This is a genomic window from Parazoarcus communis, assembly GCF_003111645.1.
GTDB classification, from domain to species: Bacteria; Pseudomonadota; Gammaproteobacteria; order Burkholderiales; family Rhodocyclaceae; genus Parazoarcus; species Parazoarcus communis_A.
Map to the genome: position 1 here is coordinate 3,245,841 of NZ_CP022187.1, position 15,655 is coordinate 3,261,495.

General features: G+C 63.3%; 16 protein-coding genes and 1 tRNA gene. 11 read left to right on the forward strand and 6 right to left on the reverse strand.

Going from position 1 to position 15,655, the window contains the following annotated elements:
- Window positions 1-19 precede the first annotated feature (19 nt).
- The 3 genes from CEW83_RS14715 (at window position 20) to CEW83_RS14725 (ending at window position 2,418) form a co-directional block, all read left to right on the forward strand.
- Complete coding sequence (locus tag CEW83_RS14715; RefSeq protein ID WP_108950010.1) at window positions 20-721, forward strand: Crp/Fnr family transcriptional regulator; 702 nt, start codon at window positions 20-22, stop codon at window positions 719-721.
- An 86-nt stretch (window positions 722-807) separates the two neighbouring features.
- A complete protein-coding gene (gene cowN / locus CEW83_RS14720; protein WP_108950011.1) occupies window positions 808-1,113 on the forward strand; it encodes a N(2)-fixation sustaining protein CowN in 306 nt (101 codons plus the stop codon).
- Between the two features lie 147 nt (window positions 1,114-1,260).
- Window positions 1,261-2,418: an alpha/beta hydrolase gene (locus CEW83_RS14725; RefSeq protein ID WP_108950012.1), complete on the forward strand. Its 1,158-nt coding sequence runs from the start codon at window positions 1,261-1,263 to the stop codon at window positions 2,416-2,418.
- A 75-nt stretch (window positions 2,419-2,493) separates the two neighbouring features.
- Here CEW83_RS14725 and CEW83_RS14730 read toward each other — a convergent pair whose 3' ends face one another.
- The 3 genes from CEW83_RS14730 to arsC form a co-directional block, all read right to left on the reverse strand.
- On the reverse strand, window positions 2,494-4,695 hold the full coding sequence (locus CEW83_RS14730; protein WP_199915127.1) for a phospholipase D-like domain-containing protein: 2,202 nt from the start codon (window positions 4,693-4,695) through the stop codon (window positions 2,494-2,496).
- A gap of 139 nt (window positions 4,696-4,834) precedes the next feature.
- Window positions 4,835-5,572, reverse strand: a complete 738-nt coding sequence (arsH, locus tag CEW83_RS14735) for an arsenical resistance protein ArsH (RefSeq protein WP_159099466.1) — start codon at window positions 5,570-5,572, stop codon at window positions 4,835-4,837.
- Window positions 5,550-5,972 carry an arsenate reductase (glutaredoxin) gene (gene arsC, locus CEW83_RS14740; protein ID WP_108950014.1) on the reverse strand — a complete coding sequence of 141 codons (423 nt, stop codon included), beginning with the start codon at window positions 5,970-5,972 and terminating at the stop codon, window positions 5,550-5,552. The genes arsH and arsC overlap by 23 nt, the downstream gene beginning before the upstream one ends.
- Window positions 5,973-6,166: 194 nt before the next feature.
- Here arsC and CEW83_RS14745 point away from each other — a divergent pair, with 194 nt between their 5' ends.
- The 3 genes from CEW83_RS14745 to CEW83_RS14755 all read left to right on the forward strand — a co-directional run bounded on the left by CEW83_RS14745 (window position 6,167) and on the right by CEW83_RS14755 (window position 8,368).
- Window positions 6,167-6,640, forward strand: a complete 474-nt coding sequence (locus tag CEW83_RS14745) for a hypothetical protein (protein ID WP_234418844.1) — start codon at window positions 6,167-6,169, stop codon at window positions 6,638-6,640.
- Between the two features lie 122 nt (window positions 6,641-6,762).
- The gene (locus CEW83_RS14750; RefSeq protein ID WP_108950016.1) at window positions 6,763-7,212 is read left to right on the forward strand and encodes a DUF3465 domain-containing protein; all 450 of its coding nucleotides are present in this window, start codon (window positions 6,763-6,765) and stop codon (window positions 7,210-7,212) included.
- Window positions 7,213-7,435: 223 nt separating this feature from the next.
- Window positions 7,436-8,368 (forward strand): MBL fold metallo-hydrolase, encoded by a 933-nt coding sequence (locus CEW83_RS14755; protein ID WP_199915128.1) that lies wholly within the window; start codon window positions 7,436-7,438, stop codon window positions 8,366-8,368.
- 727 nt (window positions 8,369-9,095) lie between these two features.
- Here CEW83_RS14755 and CEW83_RS14760 read toward each other — a convergent pair.
- On the reverse strand, window positions 9,096-9,278 hold the full coding sequence (locus tag CEW83_RS14760) for a hypothetical protein (protein ID WP_108950017.1): 183 nt from the start codon (window positions 9,276-9,278) through the stop codon (window positions 9,096-9,098).
- A gap of 317 nt (window positions 9,279-9,595) precedes the next feature.
- On the opposite strand from CEW83_RS14760, the gene CEW83_RS14765 reads away from it, so the two are divergent.
- On the forward strand, window positions 9,596-10,219 hold the full coding sequence (locus CEW83_RS14765) for a hypothetical protein (protein ID WP_108950018.1): 624 nt from the start codon (window positions 9,596-9,598) through the stop codon (window positions 10,217-10,219).
- Here CEW83_RS14765 and CEW83_RS21090 read toward each other — a convergent pair.
- Together CEW83_RS21090 and CEW83_RS14770 are read right to left on the reverse strand one after the other, a co-directional pair.
- On the reverse strand, window positions 10,216-10,386 hold the full coding sequence (locus tag CEW83_RS21090) for a hypothetical protein (RefSeq protein ID WP_159099467.1): 171 nt from the start codon (window positions 10,384-10,386) through the stop codon (window positions 10,216-10,218). The two genes, CEW83_RS14765 and CEW83_RS21090, sit on opposite strands and share 4 nt — an antisense overlap.
- Window positions 10,387-10,472: 86 nt before the next feature.
- A tRNA-Leu gene (locus CEW83_RS14770) sits at window positions 10,473-10,557 on the reverse strand.
- A gap of 295 nt (window positions 10,558-10,852) precedes the next feature.
- Here CEW83_RS14770 and CEW83_RS14775 point away from each other — a divergent pair.
- From CEW83_RS14775 to CEW83_RS14790, 4 genes are read left to right on the forward strand one after another with little or no spacing between them, the layout of a single operon-like run.
- Window positions 10,853-12,328, forward strand: coding sequence for an efflux transporter outer membrane subunit (locus CEW83_RS14775; RefSeq protein ID WP_108950019.1), 1,476 nt, complete (start codon window positions 10,853-10,855; stop codon window positions 12,326-12,328).
- Window positions 12,325-13,626 carry an efflux RND transporter periplasmic adaptor subunit gene (locus tag CEW83_RS14780; RefSeq protein WP_108950020.1) on the forward strand — a complete coding sequence of 434 codons (1,302 nt, stop codon included), beginning with the start codon at window positions 12,325-12,327 and terminating at the stop codon, window positions 13,624-13,626. The genes CEW83_RS14775 and CEW83_RS14780 overlap by 4 nt, the downstream gene beginning before the upstream one ends.
- Window positions 13,623-14,357 carry an ABC transporter ATP-binding protein gene (locus CEW83_RS14785; RefSeq protein WP_108950021.1) on the forward strand — a complete coding sequence of 245 codons (735 nt, stop codon included), beginning with the start codon at window positions 13,623-13,625 and terminating at the stop codon, window positions 14,355-14,357. The genes CEW83_RS14780 and CEW83_RS14785 overlap by 4 nt, the downstream gene beginning before the upstream one ends.
- A complete protein-coding gene (locus tag CEW83_RS14790) occupies window positions 14,357-15,559 on the forward strand; it encodes an ABC transporter permease (RefSeq protein ID WP_108950022.1) in 1,203 nt (400 codons plus the stop codon). The genes CEW83_RS14785 and CEW83_RS14790 overlap by 1 nt, the downstream gene beginning before the upstream one ends.
- The last annotated feature ends 96 nt before the right edge of the window (window positions 15,560-15,655 follow it).

Consider the following 15,655-nt stretch of genomic DNA (forward strand, 5'->3'; position numbering starts at 1 on the left):
GCCAGCATCACGCGAGCCCATGCACGAAATCCCCCCGTCTGATCACCGTCCTGCCAGCATGATGGCCCGGCCCGGGTTTCTTGCCTTTCTGCATTCCGAGGCCGGCGCGGGTTTTCTGGCAGGCTTTGAACACATCAGGTACGCCAAGGGCGAACTGATCGCTACACCGGGCAGCGCCCAGGACCGGGTCTTCATCGTCATCAGCGGGCGCGTGCGTGCCTACCTCGCCAGCGACGAGCGCGAGATCACGCTGTCCTTCCTCGAGTCTGGCGATATCTTCAGTACCCACACACCGGCCTATCTTGCCAGTGCCGGTGCAAGCACCATTGTGGCCATGGATACTCGCCGTTTCGCCGAGCGCATGGCGCATCACCCGGGGCTGACGCCATTTCTGATGCGTGCGCTGGGCAAGCTGCTCAACGACGTCATCCGCCGCATCGAGCGTCTTTCCCTGAAGGATGCGGGCGCACGCCTTGCGGCCTACCTTGCCGAGACGACGCGTCAGCGCGGCACACCCGACGGTGAGGGCTGGCTGACACCGCTCGGCATGTCGCTGGGTGAAGTTGCGCTGTTGCTCGGCAGCACCCGCCAGACGGTCTCCGCCCAGCTGAGTGCGATGGTCAGGCTCGGTATTCTCGAGCGTCGCAGCAGACATCTGCTGCGGGTGAATCAGCTGGAGCGACTGGAGCACTGGCACGAAAGCGGAAGAATGCCGTCCTGATTGGATTTTTCGTCGTCCACGCGACAGACAGCGCAGGCTTGCGGGCGCGATGATGCGGCCTCCGATAACGCATCCGCCAGGTCGCCATGAGTACCCCTCCCTCCCCCTGCTGTGCCGCACAACCCGATCGTTATGTCAGCTTCAAGGGCATTGATTGCGACGGCAACGCGCGTCGCCTGATGGACATCCTGCTCCGTCTGCGGAGTGAAGATCCCGACGAGCAGACCTTGCTCAAGCTGTTCAAGGAACGTCGGGCCGCGACGACCGGTGTGCGCTGCGACGATCTGTTGCTGCTCGCGAGTTTCGTCAACCCGGTGCGCGAGCTCTTCGAACGTCATCACGATCAGGAAGCGCTCGACCTGCTGGAACAGCTCGAGGAGCAGTGCTTCTGAGCCCTTCCCGCCCGCTGCCGGTGACCGCGGGCGTCATGCCTGATTGAACATTGCTATAGTGCAGAAGCGCGCGGCACCGTTCCTTGCGCTGCGTTCCTGCATCAGTGCATGACAATAAACAGGACTCAAGTCCGGGGGAGACCGAGCATGTTCATCGTCACCAATCGTGAAGTCGACGAGACCAAGACCACCGTCAAGGACGCATTCAAGTCTTATCCGAATGCCTGCGGGCCGAACGAACTGCGCCTTGCCGAGGCGGTGCGGGATGGCAAGGAGTGGCGGATCAGGATCCTGCCCGATCAGATCTCCGACGAGATGGCGGCCGAGGTCGGGCTGACGCACGAGGTCGATCCGGATACCGGCGAGAAGAAGCCCCTGTATGCAAGTGCCTATGTGGCCCGTCGCATCGTCGAAAGGGTCAATCCTAAGATGCTCGGCGGAAAGCCGATGGGCAAAGGCAAGGGAAAGCAGAAGGGCCGCAACCTGGTGTTCTTTGTGCACGGCTTCAACAACAACGTGCAGGCCGTACTCGATCGCGCCGAAGAAATCGAAGAGACCTACGGCGTCGAAGTCCTGCCCTTCACCTGGCCGGCCAATGGCGGCGGTGTGAAAGGCGTGGTCAGCTACCTCAGCGACAAGCGCGACGCACTGGCGTCCACCGGCGCACTCGACCGTTGCCTCGGCAAGCTTGAGGACATCCTCAACCGGATTCACGAAGACCACGTGAAGCGGGTCGAAGGGCTGGCCAACGCGCGCTACGCCAACAAGGACAAGCCCGGGCAGATCGATGCGGAACAGTGGGATCTCTTCTTTACCAAAGAGTCGCAGAAATGGTGCCCGTTCAACGTCAGCATCATGCTGCACAGCATGGGCAACTACCTGTTCAAACACCTGCTCAAGTCTTCGGTGTATCGGGGCAACCGCCTGCTGTTCGACAACGTGCTGATGGTGGCGGCCGACGCCAACAACGAGAATCATGCCGAGTGGGTGGGCCGCATCCAGTGTCGCGGGCACATCTATGTCACCATCAACGAGCGCGACAGCGCCCTGCTCGCATCACGGATGAAGGTTGGCGAGCAGCAGCTGGCGCGCCTGGGGCACTATCCGTACAAACTCGACTGCCCTCAGGCGGTGTATGTCGATTTCACCAATCAGCCTCATGTCGGCAGCGAACACGCCTACTTTGAAGGCGGCGCGCTGAAGAATGCGAAGGTGAAAGCGTTCTTCGATGATGCGTTCAACGGCAACTACGCCGAAACCGGTCTCGTCTTCGATATCGGCCGCAACATGTACAGGCTGAACTGACGCAGCAGGCGCGACGGGGTCAGGCGCCGCAACTGGGCGCCCGGCCATGTTGGTTTCGCTGTTCAGTTTCCCGTTTCAGATTGCCTTGAACAAGGCATTGAACTCGTCCGCGGCCTTGGCGTTGCCGCGCAGGATCTCGCGTGACAGGGCGTACACCTTCTGCGTGGTGTCTTGAACCTGCTGCTTCAGGTCTGCCTGCTGCTCGGCAGACAGGCGGTCGTCGCCAGCGTAGCGGGCCAGCAGTTGATCGACGAGTGCATTCATCTCCACGCTCAGTTCCGCCTTGTCGCGGCCGATGAGTGCGGTCTGGTCGGCAATGAAGCCGTGACGTGCGAGCAGGGCCTGCAGACGGTCGCGGTAGGCTTGCACGAAGTCCGGCGCGTTGCGGATCATGACGCCATTGTTGCTGTCCATCATCAGGCTGCGCACATCGGCGTTGGCCGAGCCGATGAAGACGTCCCGGTCGAACAGCATCACCTTGGAATGCAGCGAGCGGCGGCTGGTGTCCACCGGCTGGTATTCCAGGTAACGCAGGGTGGCCGCGCTGGCGGCAGTGCCCGTCTCCTGCAGGTGATCGGCCAGTGCCTTGAGCTGCCACACCGCGAGCAGGTTCACCACGTTGAGATCAGTGGTCGCGAGCGAATTGGTGATCAGCGACAGGCTCACGCCCGGGCACGGACGCGTGCCGTCGAGCATGGTGCCGACGTCCTGCAGCAGGTTGGCGGGCATGAACAGGTAGGCATTGTGGAACACCACCTCGCGCGGGGTCGTTCCTGCAGCGCACACGCTTTGCAGCGCGGCGCGCCACAGCGCCTGAATGTGCTTGTTCGTGGCCGCTTCGCGGTTGTGGCGCACGCCGTAGCTGCGCTGGCCCTGGGTGACCGGCAGGTTCTCAAGGTAGTGGATGCTGGCGCCGTCGTCGATGCGCAGCGGTGGCGGGGCGTCGGCCACGCGGTATTCGTTGGCATAGCGCAGGATGTGCTGGCGGTGGCGGGCGTCGACGGCCTGCATGCGGCTGGCAAGCGGGACGAAGCGTCTGTCGAGTTCGCGATCCACGCAGGCGCTGTCCTTGCCGCCGTTGCACACATCCTGCGCGGCCTGGACGGCGTCGAAGTTGGCGAGCAGGTCGTTGGGCGCGTGCTGGCGCACCTCGGCGATCGAGGCCACCATGCTGCGCAACTGCCACAGACGGTCGAAGGTGGTGGCCAGCGTTGCATCCTGCCCCTTCAGCGTCAGCCTGACGTCGGTGTCCATGAAGGTGTACTTGTCCGCCAGCGGGCCCGGCTCCATGTGGTAGGAGTCTTCCACGTTGCGACCACCGAGCAGCAGGCTGCTGCGGTCGGCCAGCAGAAACTTGTGGTGCAGGAATTCGGTGAGGTAATCCCAGTCCTTCTGGGCCTGAGCGTTGTTCTGGCGCGCGAGTGGCAGGTAGCTGTTGACGGTGTCGAACACCGGATTCACCTGATCGGCAAACACGGTGCGCACGTAGGCGAGCTTGAGCTTGGCGACGGTACTCTCGACGCCGCCCAAGTAGCGTGCCTTGAAATAGAGTTTGCCGAGCGCCTTGAGTTGCTCGGTGCGCTTGTCGTCGGCCGCCGGTGCGCCAGCGGCCAGTGTCTCGGTGTCGATGCTCTGGCCGCGCGTGACCGCATAGGCGAGCAAGGGCGCGTGCTTGCCGTACAGGCCCGACAGGAAGAGGCCGGAGCCCGCAAAGCTGCGATTGGAGAAGCCCTGTCCGTTAAGGGCATCGGGTTCGAAGTGGCTGTTGACCACCCGCACTTTCTCGTCATCGCAGGCGCTTCCGCTGGCGCCCACATCGGCGCAGCTCAGGGTGAGGAAGGCCGCATCCTTGATGATTTCCAGTGTCGGGCGGTTATAGAAGCGCACTTCGATGTTGCCGCCGCCCTGCTGTTCGAGCCAGCTGAAACGGTCGAGATCCTTGTAGCCGCTGAAGTAATCCACCAGCAGGCGCACGCGCACGCCACGCTCGGCCGCATCGATCAGCGCCTGGCTGAGCAGTGAGGAGGTGTAGTCGTCGGAGAAGATGTAATACGCCAGGTCGAGACTTTCGCGCGCTGCCGAGATCAGCCGCAGCTTCGCCGAGAATGCGGCGTCGTTGTTCATCATCACGCTGCCCTCGGCGAGCGCCAGCGGACCGGCGCTGGCGTTCTGCGTCAGCGCCGCGTCGAGCGCGGGCTGCTGCATCAGCGTGTTCGAGGCGCAGCCGGCCATGAGTACGGCCGGGACGGTGAGAAGTACGAGTAGGTGCCGCTTCATTGATGTCTCCCTGCGCATTTGTTCGAAGCACGTCTGCTGAGCGCATGCCGTGTGTGTTGGCAGCGGCCCAGCTTAACGTCATTGGATATCACAGCACAAACCGCGCCGCAGGCGCGGGCGCAGTGCGCCGTCCTGGGGGTCAGATCGACTTCTGATTCACCCGCCGCGACAGCTCCTCGGCGCTTTCCTTGCGTTCGCTGTAGCGGTCCACCAGATACCCCGCCGCATCCCGCGTCAGCAGGGTGAACTTGACCAGTTCTTCCATCACGTCAACGACCCGATCGTAATATGCGGATGGCTTCATGCGGTCGTTATCGTCGAACTCCAGGAAGGCCTTCGCCACCGACGACTGGTTGGGGATGGTCAGCATCCGCATCCAGCGCCCGAGCACACGCATCTGATTGACCGCATTGAACGACTGCGAACCGCCACTCACCTGCATGACCGCCAGCGTCTTGCCCTGGGTGGGGCGCACGGCGCCTACCGCGAGCGGAATCCAGTCGATCTGTGCCTTCATGATGCCGGTCATCGCCCCGTGGCGTTCCGGCGAGCACCACACCATGCCCTCTGCCCACTGTGCCAGCTCGCGCAGCTCCACCACCTTGGGGTGTGTGTCGGGCGCGTCGTCCGGCAGCGGCAGGCCGCTCGGATTGTAGATGCGAACTTCGGCGCCCATGGCCTGCAACATGCGGGCGGCCTCTTCGACCACCAGACGGCTGAATGAGCGCTTACGCAGCGAGCCGTAGAGCAGCAGGATGCGCGGTGCATGGGTTGAGCGCTGTGCGGGGCACAGTTGTTCCAGATCGGGTGCCCGGAACAGATCCGCACGCAAACTGGGCATGTCGTTCAGTGCATCAGACACGATTGCCCTCCGCATCCACCACCGCCTGTCCGTCTTCCTTGGTGAATGCGCCCTGCTGTGCCTGCGGCAGAATCTCCAGCACCACCTCGGACGGCCGGCACAGCCGCGTCCCCAGCGGTGTCACCACGATGGGCCGGTTGATCAGGATCGGGTGCGCCATCATGGCGTCGATCAGCGCATCTTCGCTCAAACCTGCATCGCCCAGGCCCAGATCGCTGAACACCGCTTCCTTGCTGCGCATCACCTCGCGCACCGAAAGGCCGCTGGCCGCAATCATTTCCAGCAGTTGCGAGCGTGTCGGGGGGGTCTTCAGGTACTCGATCACGACGGGTTCGGTGCCGGTGTTGCGGATCATCGCCAAGGTGTTGCGTGAGGTGCCGCATCTCGGGTTGTGAAAGATGGTGATGTCGCTCATGGCTATGTGCCCTCCGGGGGCGGGTCATTGAAGTGAGCCGCCAAGTATCGCCGATACGGCGTCAGACGCAACTCGGGCTGCACCGGAACTGGAGAATGCGCTCGTGCGCACTTGCCACGCCGGTGAGCTTGCATTGGCCGTAGCGGCGAACTAGGCTTGGCTCATCTGCCGTCAGGTAATGCGTGGATCAGACCGTGGGCATCGAAGACCATCAACGCGCCGAGCGCGAAGGCTACTCGGGCATGCACGCGGCACCGCCGTCGAATGTGGACGAAGCGATGGGGCGTGCTGCGGGCGAGGCGCGCCGGTATGCCGACCAGCAGCTCGGGCAGGAGGCCTCTTCCGGCTATGACACGGTCCGGCTCCCGATCCGCTTCGTGCCACTCGCCATTGGTGCGGGTATCGCGCTGTTTCTGGGCGTGAGGCCGATGTTATTGCTGCTCCTGGCCGCTGCCCTGGAGGGACTGGCGCTCAGCACCTTTGTACGCAGGTTCCTGCGCGGTGCCACACCCGTGTATGTGGGGGCCCTGATTGGCCTGTGCATGAGCGCAGTGTCATTGATGGGGAGCGACGCCCCGCTGATTGCCGAGAACCTCCTGATCTATCCGGCCCTTTGCGCGCTGGGTGGCGGCGCGTATGCCCTCTTTCGCCGCATCTCACGGCGCTGATCCGGTATTGCTGCGTTGAAACGGGAGATCGGACAAGCCTGACAGTCGGGGGCATGTCCTGTGATCCGCCAAATGTGGAACAGGGGATCCGACCTCACCTTCCAGCGTCAGATGAGTGCGACATGAATAAACGCCTGCGGTTTGCGATTGCGATTGCGCTTGCCATGCTTGGCTTCGGTGGCATCCAGTCCCTGACCGGCCCACTTGGGGCCGCCGTCACCGCCGAGCGTGTCCAGTCTGAAGACCAGATCCTCGCCAGCGCATTCAGCAACCGGCAGAGCGACCTTCAGGTTCAGGGCAGCGGCACGGTGCTGAAGCTGCTGGCCGACGACAACAAGGGAAGCCGGCATCAGCGTTTCATCCTGCGCCTGGACTCCGGGCAAACCGTGCTGGTGGCGCACAATATCGATCTGGCGCCGCGGATCGACGGGATCAGCGTCGGTGACAGGGTGGCGTTTTATGGCGAATATGAATGGAATCCGCAGGGCGGCGTGATTCACTGGACCCATGACGACCCTGCGGGCCGGCATGTAGCGGGCTGGTTGCGGCATGGGGGCCAGATGTATCGTTGAAGATTACACTGCCGCGAGGATCTTGCCGGTCGCGAGTCAACTGGATCCCAGGGCCACGATCCGGGATGCCGACCGGGCCAAGATTGTGCGTCAGGGGCGAGGCGGAGCGGGAATACCCCTTTATCATGATTGTTGGCCACAAGGGCTGATCGGGTGCTCATCGTGGGCACACCACGTGTGCCCGGTTCGTGAAGCTGCAGGTGACCAGGATTGGAGGCTGTTCATGTTTCTTCGCTTCGCAATGCGTTTGCTGGTGCTGTTCGTCCTTGCCGGGTCGGTCTCGGCCGCCGATCTCCTGAAGTCGCAGGCGCTCGGCAGCGGGGTATTTGCGCTGATCGGTGAAATTGGCGGACGTACCTACGAAAATCATGCGCTGAACGCGAATTTTGGCGTCATCGATACGCCCGATGGCGCAGTCCTCATCGACAGTGGCGCCTCGTTCGAAGGCGCAAAGCTGCTCGATGCGGAGGTGCGCAGGCTGACCGGCAAAGCGGTGAAGTGGGTCATCAACACCGGCAGTCAGGACCACCGCTGGCTGGGTAACGGCTATTTTGCGTCGCGCGGCGCCGAGGTGATTGCGCTGTCGCGAACGGTCGCGACCCAGAAGGCCAATGCCATTGCCGAGTCAGACGCGCTTGCCGCCCTGCTCAAGGAACGCTTCAAGGGCACGCAGCCGGCATACGCCAGTCGCGAACCGGCGGACGACCGCGCCGTGCTCGAACTCGGCGGGCGCAGACTGGAGATCCGCTATCTTGCCAACGCGCACTTTCCGGGCGATGTGGTGGTCTGGCTGCCGGCCGAGGGTGTCGTCTTTGCCGGTGATCATGTGTACGTCGATCGCCTGCTTGGCGTCCTGCCACAAAGCAATGTGAGCACCTGGCTCGACGCGTTCAAGGCCATCAAGGCACTGTCGCCAGTGCATGTCGTGCCGGGTCACGGCAGCGTCACCGATCTCGCGGGTGCCCAGCGCGATACCGGCGACTACCTTGCTTTCGTGGCATCGGGCGTGCGGCGATTTGCGGACGACATGGCCGGCGTGGACCAGGCGGTTGCCGCCCTGGGCGATGCGCCTCAGTTCGCGCATCTCGCGAACTTTGCAGAGTTGCACCGGGGCAATGTCAGCCGTGCCTACCTGCGGCTTGAGGCGGGAGAGTGAGGCGCCGCTTGCGCTGACGCACCTGTTCGGACGCGTGCGCGCTCTGCTGCCCCCGGTGGATCGGTGCGTAACGGGGACCTGTCCGTATGCCGGCTTTCCCGAGACATTCGCTCAGAATCTGCATTAATGCACACTTCATGGACTCAATGACTCTTGGTGTGCATATTTTTGATCGAATTTGTTGAGTTAAATCAATTAACTATAAATTTGTGATGGAGTGCTCCGCTGCGTCTTGCTATTCTTCGCTCGCCTTGTGGCTGAATTCAAGCAGCATTGCCGAATGATCCGATGATCTGATTTGCATCGTCTGCCCGTCTTCGGGCGGCAGATGTGCAGGCCGGCCGGAGTGACCACAGCACCATTTTCCTCATAGCGGATGCCATGAAACTGCCTTGATGCGCCGCTTGCATCCAGCGTGGTCGTCAGCCTGGAAGTACATCATGCGGCGTCTATTGCGGGGTGCGAAGTACATCCCACGAGAGTCGAACTCGGCTCATATTTCCGTTGCGCACCTTGCCGAAGCGATCCGTTCGCTCAAAGCGGCCGACGACACCGCATACAGGGCGCTGCTCGATGCCTTGAACGTATCGGATACGCATGAAAAGACCGAGCGCTTCACGCCTGAGCTTCTGCAGCAGGTGGCAAGCCGTCCGTGCCTTCGACATGGCCCATGTTTCCGTCCGACAAGGAAGGCTTTGCCCCCGAGTTCGATGCGCGCGTGCTGAAGTCACGCCTGAGCGACTATGTGTTCGACCCCGTCACCGACTACCTGCTCCTGCATCAGGACGTCGATGTTGAAACGGTCGAACTCACGCTTGGTGAGGTCGCCACAAGCTTTCTTGCCGGGTTCGATTACGAGCATGTACCGAATCAGCTCGCCACCAAGCACCAGAGAGTCTACTTTGATCACGACATCGAGATCGACGGCAGCAGGCTGATCCTGAGCTACTCGCGGGCAAGGCGCGCCTGCATTCAGGACATGCTGGCCCAGAACAGAAACAGGATCACCGATGTGCTGACCGACATCCTCGCGGACATCAAGTCACATATCCGCCAGCTCGTCTCGTCCATTGATCAGGCCTTCAAGTACTCGGTGGTGAACGAGACATGGAACGTCCCGTTGCATGAGCCGGGCGGCGCAGCCTGCTGCTGGAGTCGTGCCGCAAGGGCTTCTTTCAGGAGCACTTTGGCGATGGAGATGATCTCAACTGGCTCGGCGACGCGAAGATGGAGATCACCGAGCGACTCGACCTGCAGGAGATCGGACTTTCCATCACGGAGTCGAGTGACAGGATTCATCCGCTGTTGCCGTTCTGCCTCTATGTTTCAGAGCTGGACGATTTTCGCAACGAGACGCAGAAGCCGGTCAAGGGGCTGAGTTTCGAGGTGTTGCTGGCCGGCCATTTCCTGATGACCAATGCAACCCGCAGCAAGTCGGGTGAGCGTTCGTGCTTCAACAGCGGGGTGCTGTTCCTGGTCGACCTCATCGACAACCTGCCGAGGCCGGAGCACGTCAAGCTCGCGTTTTCGCATCGGCTGCAGAAGACCGAAAGCGCGCTGTCGGGCGACCACGCAGAGCAGAACGAGTCCGACCTTTACAGCAAGGCGCTCGAGGCCTGGGCCAGGCTGAGCACCGACAACAAGACCCTGTTTTCAATCCTCGCCGAGAACATCCAGCTGTCGAACTACTCGCCGCGGATCAGCAAGACGCGCAAGGTGCTCGAGAAAGTGCTGGATACCTGTCAGGCCGACGACACGGACATACCGCTGCTGCGAATCAACTTTGAACTCATGTCCAAAGCGGCGGACGACAGCGACGAGATTGATTACAAGCAGGAAAAGTTCGCTTAGCCGGCTTTCTTCGGTTCGGCGCTGGCAGGCTGCAGTCCGGCAGCTTCACGCTCCTTGGCCTTCAGCGCCTGCCACTGTGCTTCGGTCAGGCCGTGGCTGCCGTCGCAGTATTCGCGACGGCCACAGCCGCAGCGGCCAACGTCGGACGAATTCGTTTGTACTCGCATCTGCTGCTCCGGATGGTTGCAATGAAAAAAGCCAGATTCCCGTGTGCGGGTGATCTGGCTTCAGTCGTACTGCATTTTGCTGCCGTTGGTGCCCTGGGCGAGACTCGAACTCGCACGACTTGCGTCACTACCCCCTCAAGATAGCGTGTCTACCAATTTCACCACCAGGGCTTCTGCTCCGCTGCCGACTTTCATCAGGCAGTGCGCGCCAATGACGCGCCAAGGGTGCTGAAGGGCGCGGATTATAGACGAGAATTGCCGGTGTGTGGCAAGTGAAATGTTCAATACAGGGCAGAAAACAGCAAGGCATGTTGCGGTCGTGGTCTGCCGCTACAAATTCGCTACATTCCAACACAATGCGCGGGGGATACGGGCTGTAAGATTTTCGCGTCAAACCTCGCGTTTCTGCCGCATATCGTCGTTCTGGCGATGCGGGCTGCGCAGGGTGAACATTGCGAGAACGTCCATGATTGCCTCTGCCGGGCTACGGCCCATCCCTGAAACTGTTTCCTCTTCATCGCGCACCACTCGCTTTGCGCTGACGCTGGCGGCCGTGCTCACCTTGTCCGGGTGCATGACCGTGGGGCCGGACTATCAGCAGCCGCAGACTGCCGTTCCGGCGAAATGGTCTGCCACCGGTGAGGTGGAGGCGCCGGACGCGACCGTGCTGGCCGAATGGTGGCGGCAGTATCAGGATCCGGTCCTCGACGGGCTGGTCGCCGATGCGCTGGCGGCCAATCTCGATCTGGCGACTGCACGTGCGCAACTGCGCGAGGCGCGCGCGCGACGTACGCTGGCTGGCGCTGCGCTGGGGCCGTCGCTGACTGCGTCGGGTTCGGCGAGCCGGTCGCGGACGAGCTCGGAGAGCAGCAGCGGCACCACGAGCGATCTCTTCAGCACGGATTTCGACGCCAGCTGGGAGCCGGACATCTTCGGTGGCCTGAAGCGCGGGGCGGAGGCGGCAGAGGGCGACCTCGGTGCCAGTGCCGAGAGCCTGCGTGACACGCGGGTGTCGCTGGTGGCCGAAGTGGTGCTCAACTACGTCGAACTGCGCACCGGCGAGCGCCGCCTCGCGGTTGCCGCGGCCAGTGTGGCGGCGCGCGGCGAGACTTTCGATCTGACCCGCTGGCGGCGACAGGCCGGGCTGGTGTCCGATCTTGACGCGGCGCAGGCGCGCACCGAACTGGAAAGCGCGCGTGCCAATCTGCCGGCGCTGCGCACTGCAGTGACGGAGGCGCAGAACCGGCTGGCAGTGCTGCTCGGGCGCTCGCCGGGTGAGCTGGTCTCGTGGCTGTCCGAGGCCGACATTCCGCAGACCGTGGTATCGATGGCGGTGGGCATTCCGGCCGACACCCTGCGTCAGCGTCCGGATGTACGTGCGGCCGAACGCAGGCTGGCTGCACAGACCGCGCGCTTGGGCGAAGCCGAAGCGGCACGCTACCCGAGCTTCAGCCTGTCGGGCTCGCTCGGCCTGAGTGCGCTCAGTCTGGATGCACTCGGCAGTACGGGTTCGGTGACGCGCTCGCTGCTGGCGGGTATTTCGGCACCGATCTTCGATTTCGGGAGCATCGAAGCCAATATTGAGATTCAGGATGCGCTGCTTGAGCAGGCCCGGCTGGCCTACCAGGCGGCAGTCCTGACGGCGCTCGAAGATGTCGAGAACGCACTCGTTTCAGTGGCGAACGCCGGCGAACGCCATACCCAGCTGATACAGGCCACGGCCTCGGCACGCGAGGCGCTGCAGATCGCCGAACACCGCTATGCCTCGGGCCTGACCGACTTCCTCAACGTGCTCGACAGCCAGCGCACCCTGCTCAGCCTCGAAGACCAGCTCGCCAGCAGCACCGGGGAGCTCGCCAGCGCCCAGATCCAGCTCTACAAGGCCGTCGGTGGCGGCTGGTCGCCGACGGACTCCGCACAAGACACCAGGACCGCATCATGAACGACGTATCCGGCAAGGCCGGCAATGGGCAGACGCCCGATCTCAACGCAATTCTGGCCGGCAGCGCCGGTGGCGGTGGCCTGGGGCGCGGGAAGCGCTGGCTGATTGCGCTCCTTGTGTTGGTGGCGCTGGTGTTTGCGTGGTTCATGTTCGGCGCCAGCAACGACGCCGGCCTGCCGCAGTTCCGCACCCAGGCGGCGGCAAACGGCGGGCTGGTGGTCACGGTCTCGGCCACGGGCAATCTTGAGCCGACCAATCAAGTCAGCGTGGGCAGCGAACTGTCGGGCACGATTGCAGAGGTGCTGGTGGACGACGACGACCGGGTGAAGAAGGGCCAGGTGCTGGCCCGGCTCGATCTGTCCAAGCTTGAAGACAGCGTCGCCAAGTCGCGTGCGGCGCTGGCCGTGACCGAGGCCAGCCTGGCGCAGGCACATGCGACGCGGACGGAGGCGGCGGCCAAACTCGACCGCTACCGCGAAGTGTCGCGGCTCTCGGGCGGAAAGGTGCCCTCCAGGATCGAAATGGAGGTCGCCGAGGCCGATCTGAAGCGGGCCGAATCGAATGTCGCCAGTGCGCATGCGAGCATTGCCGAAGCCAAGGCCAGTCTGCAGACCGACCTCACCAACCTCGGCAAGGGCACGATCCGCTCCCCGATCAATGGCGTGGTGCTGGCGCGCGACGTCGATCCCGGTCAGACGGTGGCGGCATCGCTGCAGGCGGTCACGCTGTTTACCCTGGCCGAGGATCTGGCGCGGATGGAGTTGAGCGTGGACGTCGATGAAGCGGATGTCGGCCAGGTGAAGGCCGGGCTGAAGGCCACGTTCTCGGTGGATGCCTGGCCGGGCCGGCGTTTTTCCGCCGCGATCACCCGGGTCGGCTTCAATGCCACCGATTCCGATGGCGTGATCTCCTACCCCGCGGTGCTGCAGGTGAGCAACGACGATCTCAGCCTGCGACCGGGCATGACCGCGACCGCCGAGATCACCACCATCACCCGCGATGACGTGCTGCTGGTGCCGAACGCCGCGCTGCGTTTCACGCCGCCGGTGGCGCAGGCTGGCGGGAAGTCGCAGGGCGGCATCCTGTCTTCGCTGATGCCGCGCCCGCCGGGCGGTCAGCCGAAGCAGCAGGTGGTGCTGAAGGAGGGCAGTCAGCAGGTGTGGGTGTTGCGCGACGGCCATCCGGCGCCGGTCGAGGTGAGCACGGGTGTGACCAACGGGCGCTTCACCGAAATCACCGGTGGCGAGCTCCAGGCCGGTATGCAGGTGATCACCGAAACCGTGAGCGCGGCGAAATGAGCGCCGAGACCATGCGCACAGACACCCGCAGCACGAGCCCGCTGATCCGTCTTGCCGGCATCACCCGAACCTACGGGCGTGGCACTGCAGCCTTCCAGGCGCTGAAAGGGATCGATCTCGACATCGATGAGGGGGACTTTGTCGCGGTGATGGGGCCGAGCGGTTCGGGCAAGTCGACCGCGATGAACATTCTTGGTTGTCTCGATTCGCCGACGCAAGGCAGTTACGAGTTTCAGGGTGTGCACGTGGAGCGCATGACGCGCGACCAGCGTGCGCTGCTGCGACGGCATTTTCTGGGTTTCGTGTTCCAGGGCTTCAACCTGCTGTCGCGCACCACCGCACTGGAGAACGTCGAGTTGCCGCTGATCTATCGCGGCGAGCCGGCTGCCAAACGCCATGCCGCTGCGCGTGCGGCATTGAAGCAGGTGGGGCTCGATGGCTGGGAGGACCATGCGCCAAACGAGCTGTCCGGTGGTCAGCAGCAGCGTGTTGCCATCGCCCGCGCCATCGTCACCGCGCCCAAGGTCCTGCTCGCCGATGAGCCAACCGGCAACCTCGACACTCACAACAGCCAGGAGATCATGGAACTGATCGCAGGCCTCAATCGCGAGCACGGCATCACCGTGCTGATGGTCACCCACGAGCCCGACATGGCCGCCTATGCGAAACGCGTCGTGCGCTTCGTTGATGGCCGGGTCGACAGCGATCATCTGCAGGAGGCCTTCGCCTGATGCTGTGGAATACCTTGCTGCTGGCGATGCGGGCGATCCGCCGCAACCTGATGCGCTCCTTCCTGACCATTCTCGGGGTGGTGATCGGGGTGGCGGCGGTCATCACCATGGTGACGCTGGGCAATGGCGCGACGCGCTCGGTAGCCGATCAGATCGCCAGCATGGGCAGCAACCTGCTCATGGTGCGCCCGGGGCAGCGCTTCGGACCGGGCAGCGATGAGGCGGCCAAGTTCAAGACCGCCGACGTCGAGGCGATACGCAACCAGATCACCGACGCCGCAGCCGTGGCGCCGGTGGCAAACAGCTCGGCGACCGCGGTCTACCAGGCGCGGAACTGGTCGACCATGGTGACCGGCAGCAGCAACGATTACTTCAGTGCGTCGGGCTGGGAGCTCGTCGCCGGGCGGGGCTTTACCGAAGCGGAAGAGCGCGCCGGCAAGGCCGTGTGCGTGATCGGCAGCACGGTGCGCGAGAATCTCTTTGGCGCACAGAATCCGGTGGGCGCGGAGATCCGCATCGCTCAGTTCGCCTGCGAGGTGATCGGCCTGCTCAAGTCCAAGGGTCAGTCGGCGATGGGCTCGGACCAGGACGACACCGTGGTGATGCCGCTGCGCACGGTGCAGCGCCGGCTGAGCGGCAGTCAGGACATCAACATGCTGATGGTCTCCGCCAGCACCACGAATGCGGTCGACGCGATCAAGACCCAGCTCGAACAGCTGCTGCGCGAACGCCGCAACATCAGCGAAAACGAGGATGACGACTTTCGCGTGATGGACACCCGGCAGCTCGCCGAAACCCTCACCGGTACCACCCGCATCCTCACCATGCTGCTGGGAGCGGTGGCGGCGGTGAGTCTGCTGGTGGGCGGCATCGGCATCATGAACATCATGCTGGTGTCGGTCACCGAGCGTACCCGCGAGATCGGCATCCGCCTCGCCATCGGCGCGCTCGAACGCGAGGTGCTGCTGCAGTTCCTGATCGAGGCGGTGGTGCTCTCCAGCCTCGGCGGCGTGATCGGCATCCTCCTCGCGGCGGCGGCCTCCATTGCCTTGTCCGGCGTCATGAACATCGACTACCTGTTCGACCCCTCCATCAACCTGCTGTCCTTCCTGTTCTCGGCGGCGATCGGTGTGGTGTTCGGCTACTTTCCGGCACGTCGGGCGGCACAGCTCGATCCGATCGAAGCATTGCGACACGAGTGAGCCTCGCGTGTCGGTTTGTCGGGTTCGCGCCATGGCGCGGGCCTGATCAGGCCGGTTTCATGCGTTTTTTGAGCGTTTGCGGCGTGGTATCGGAAT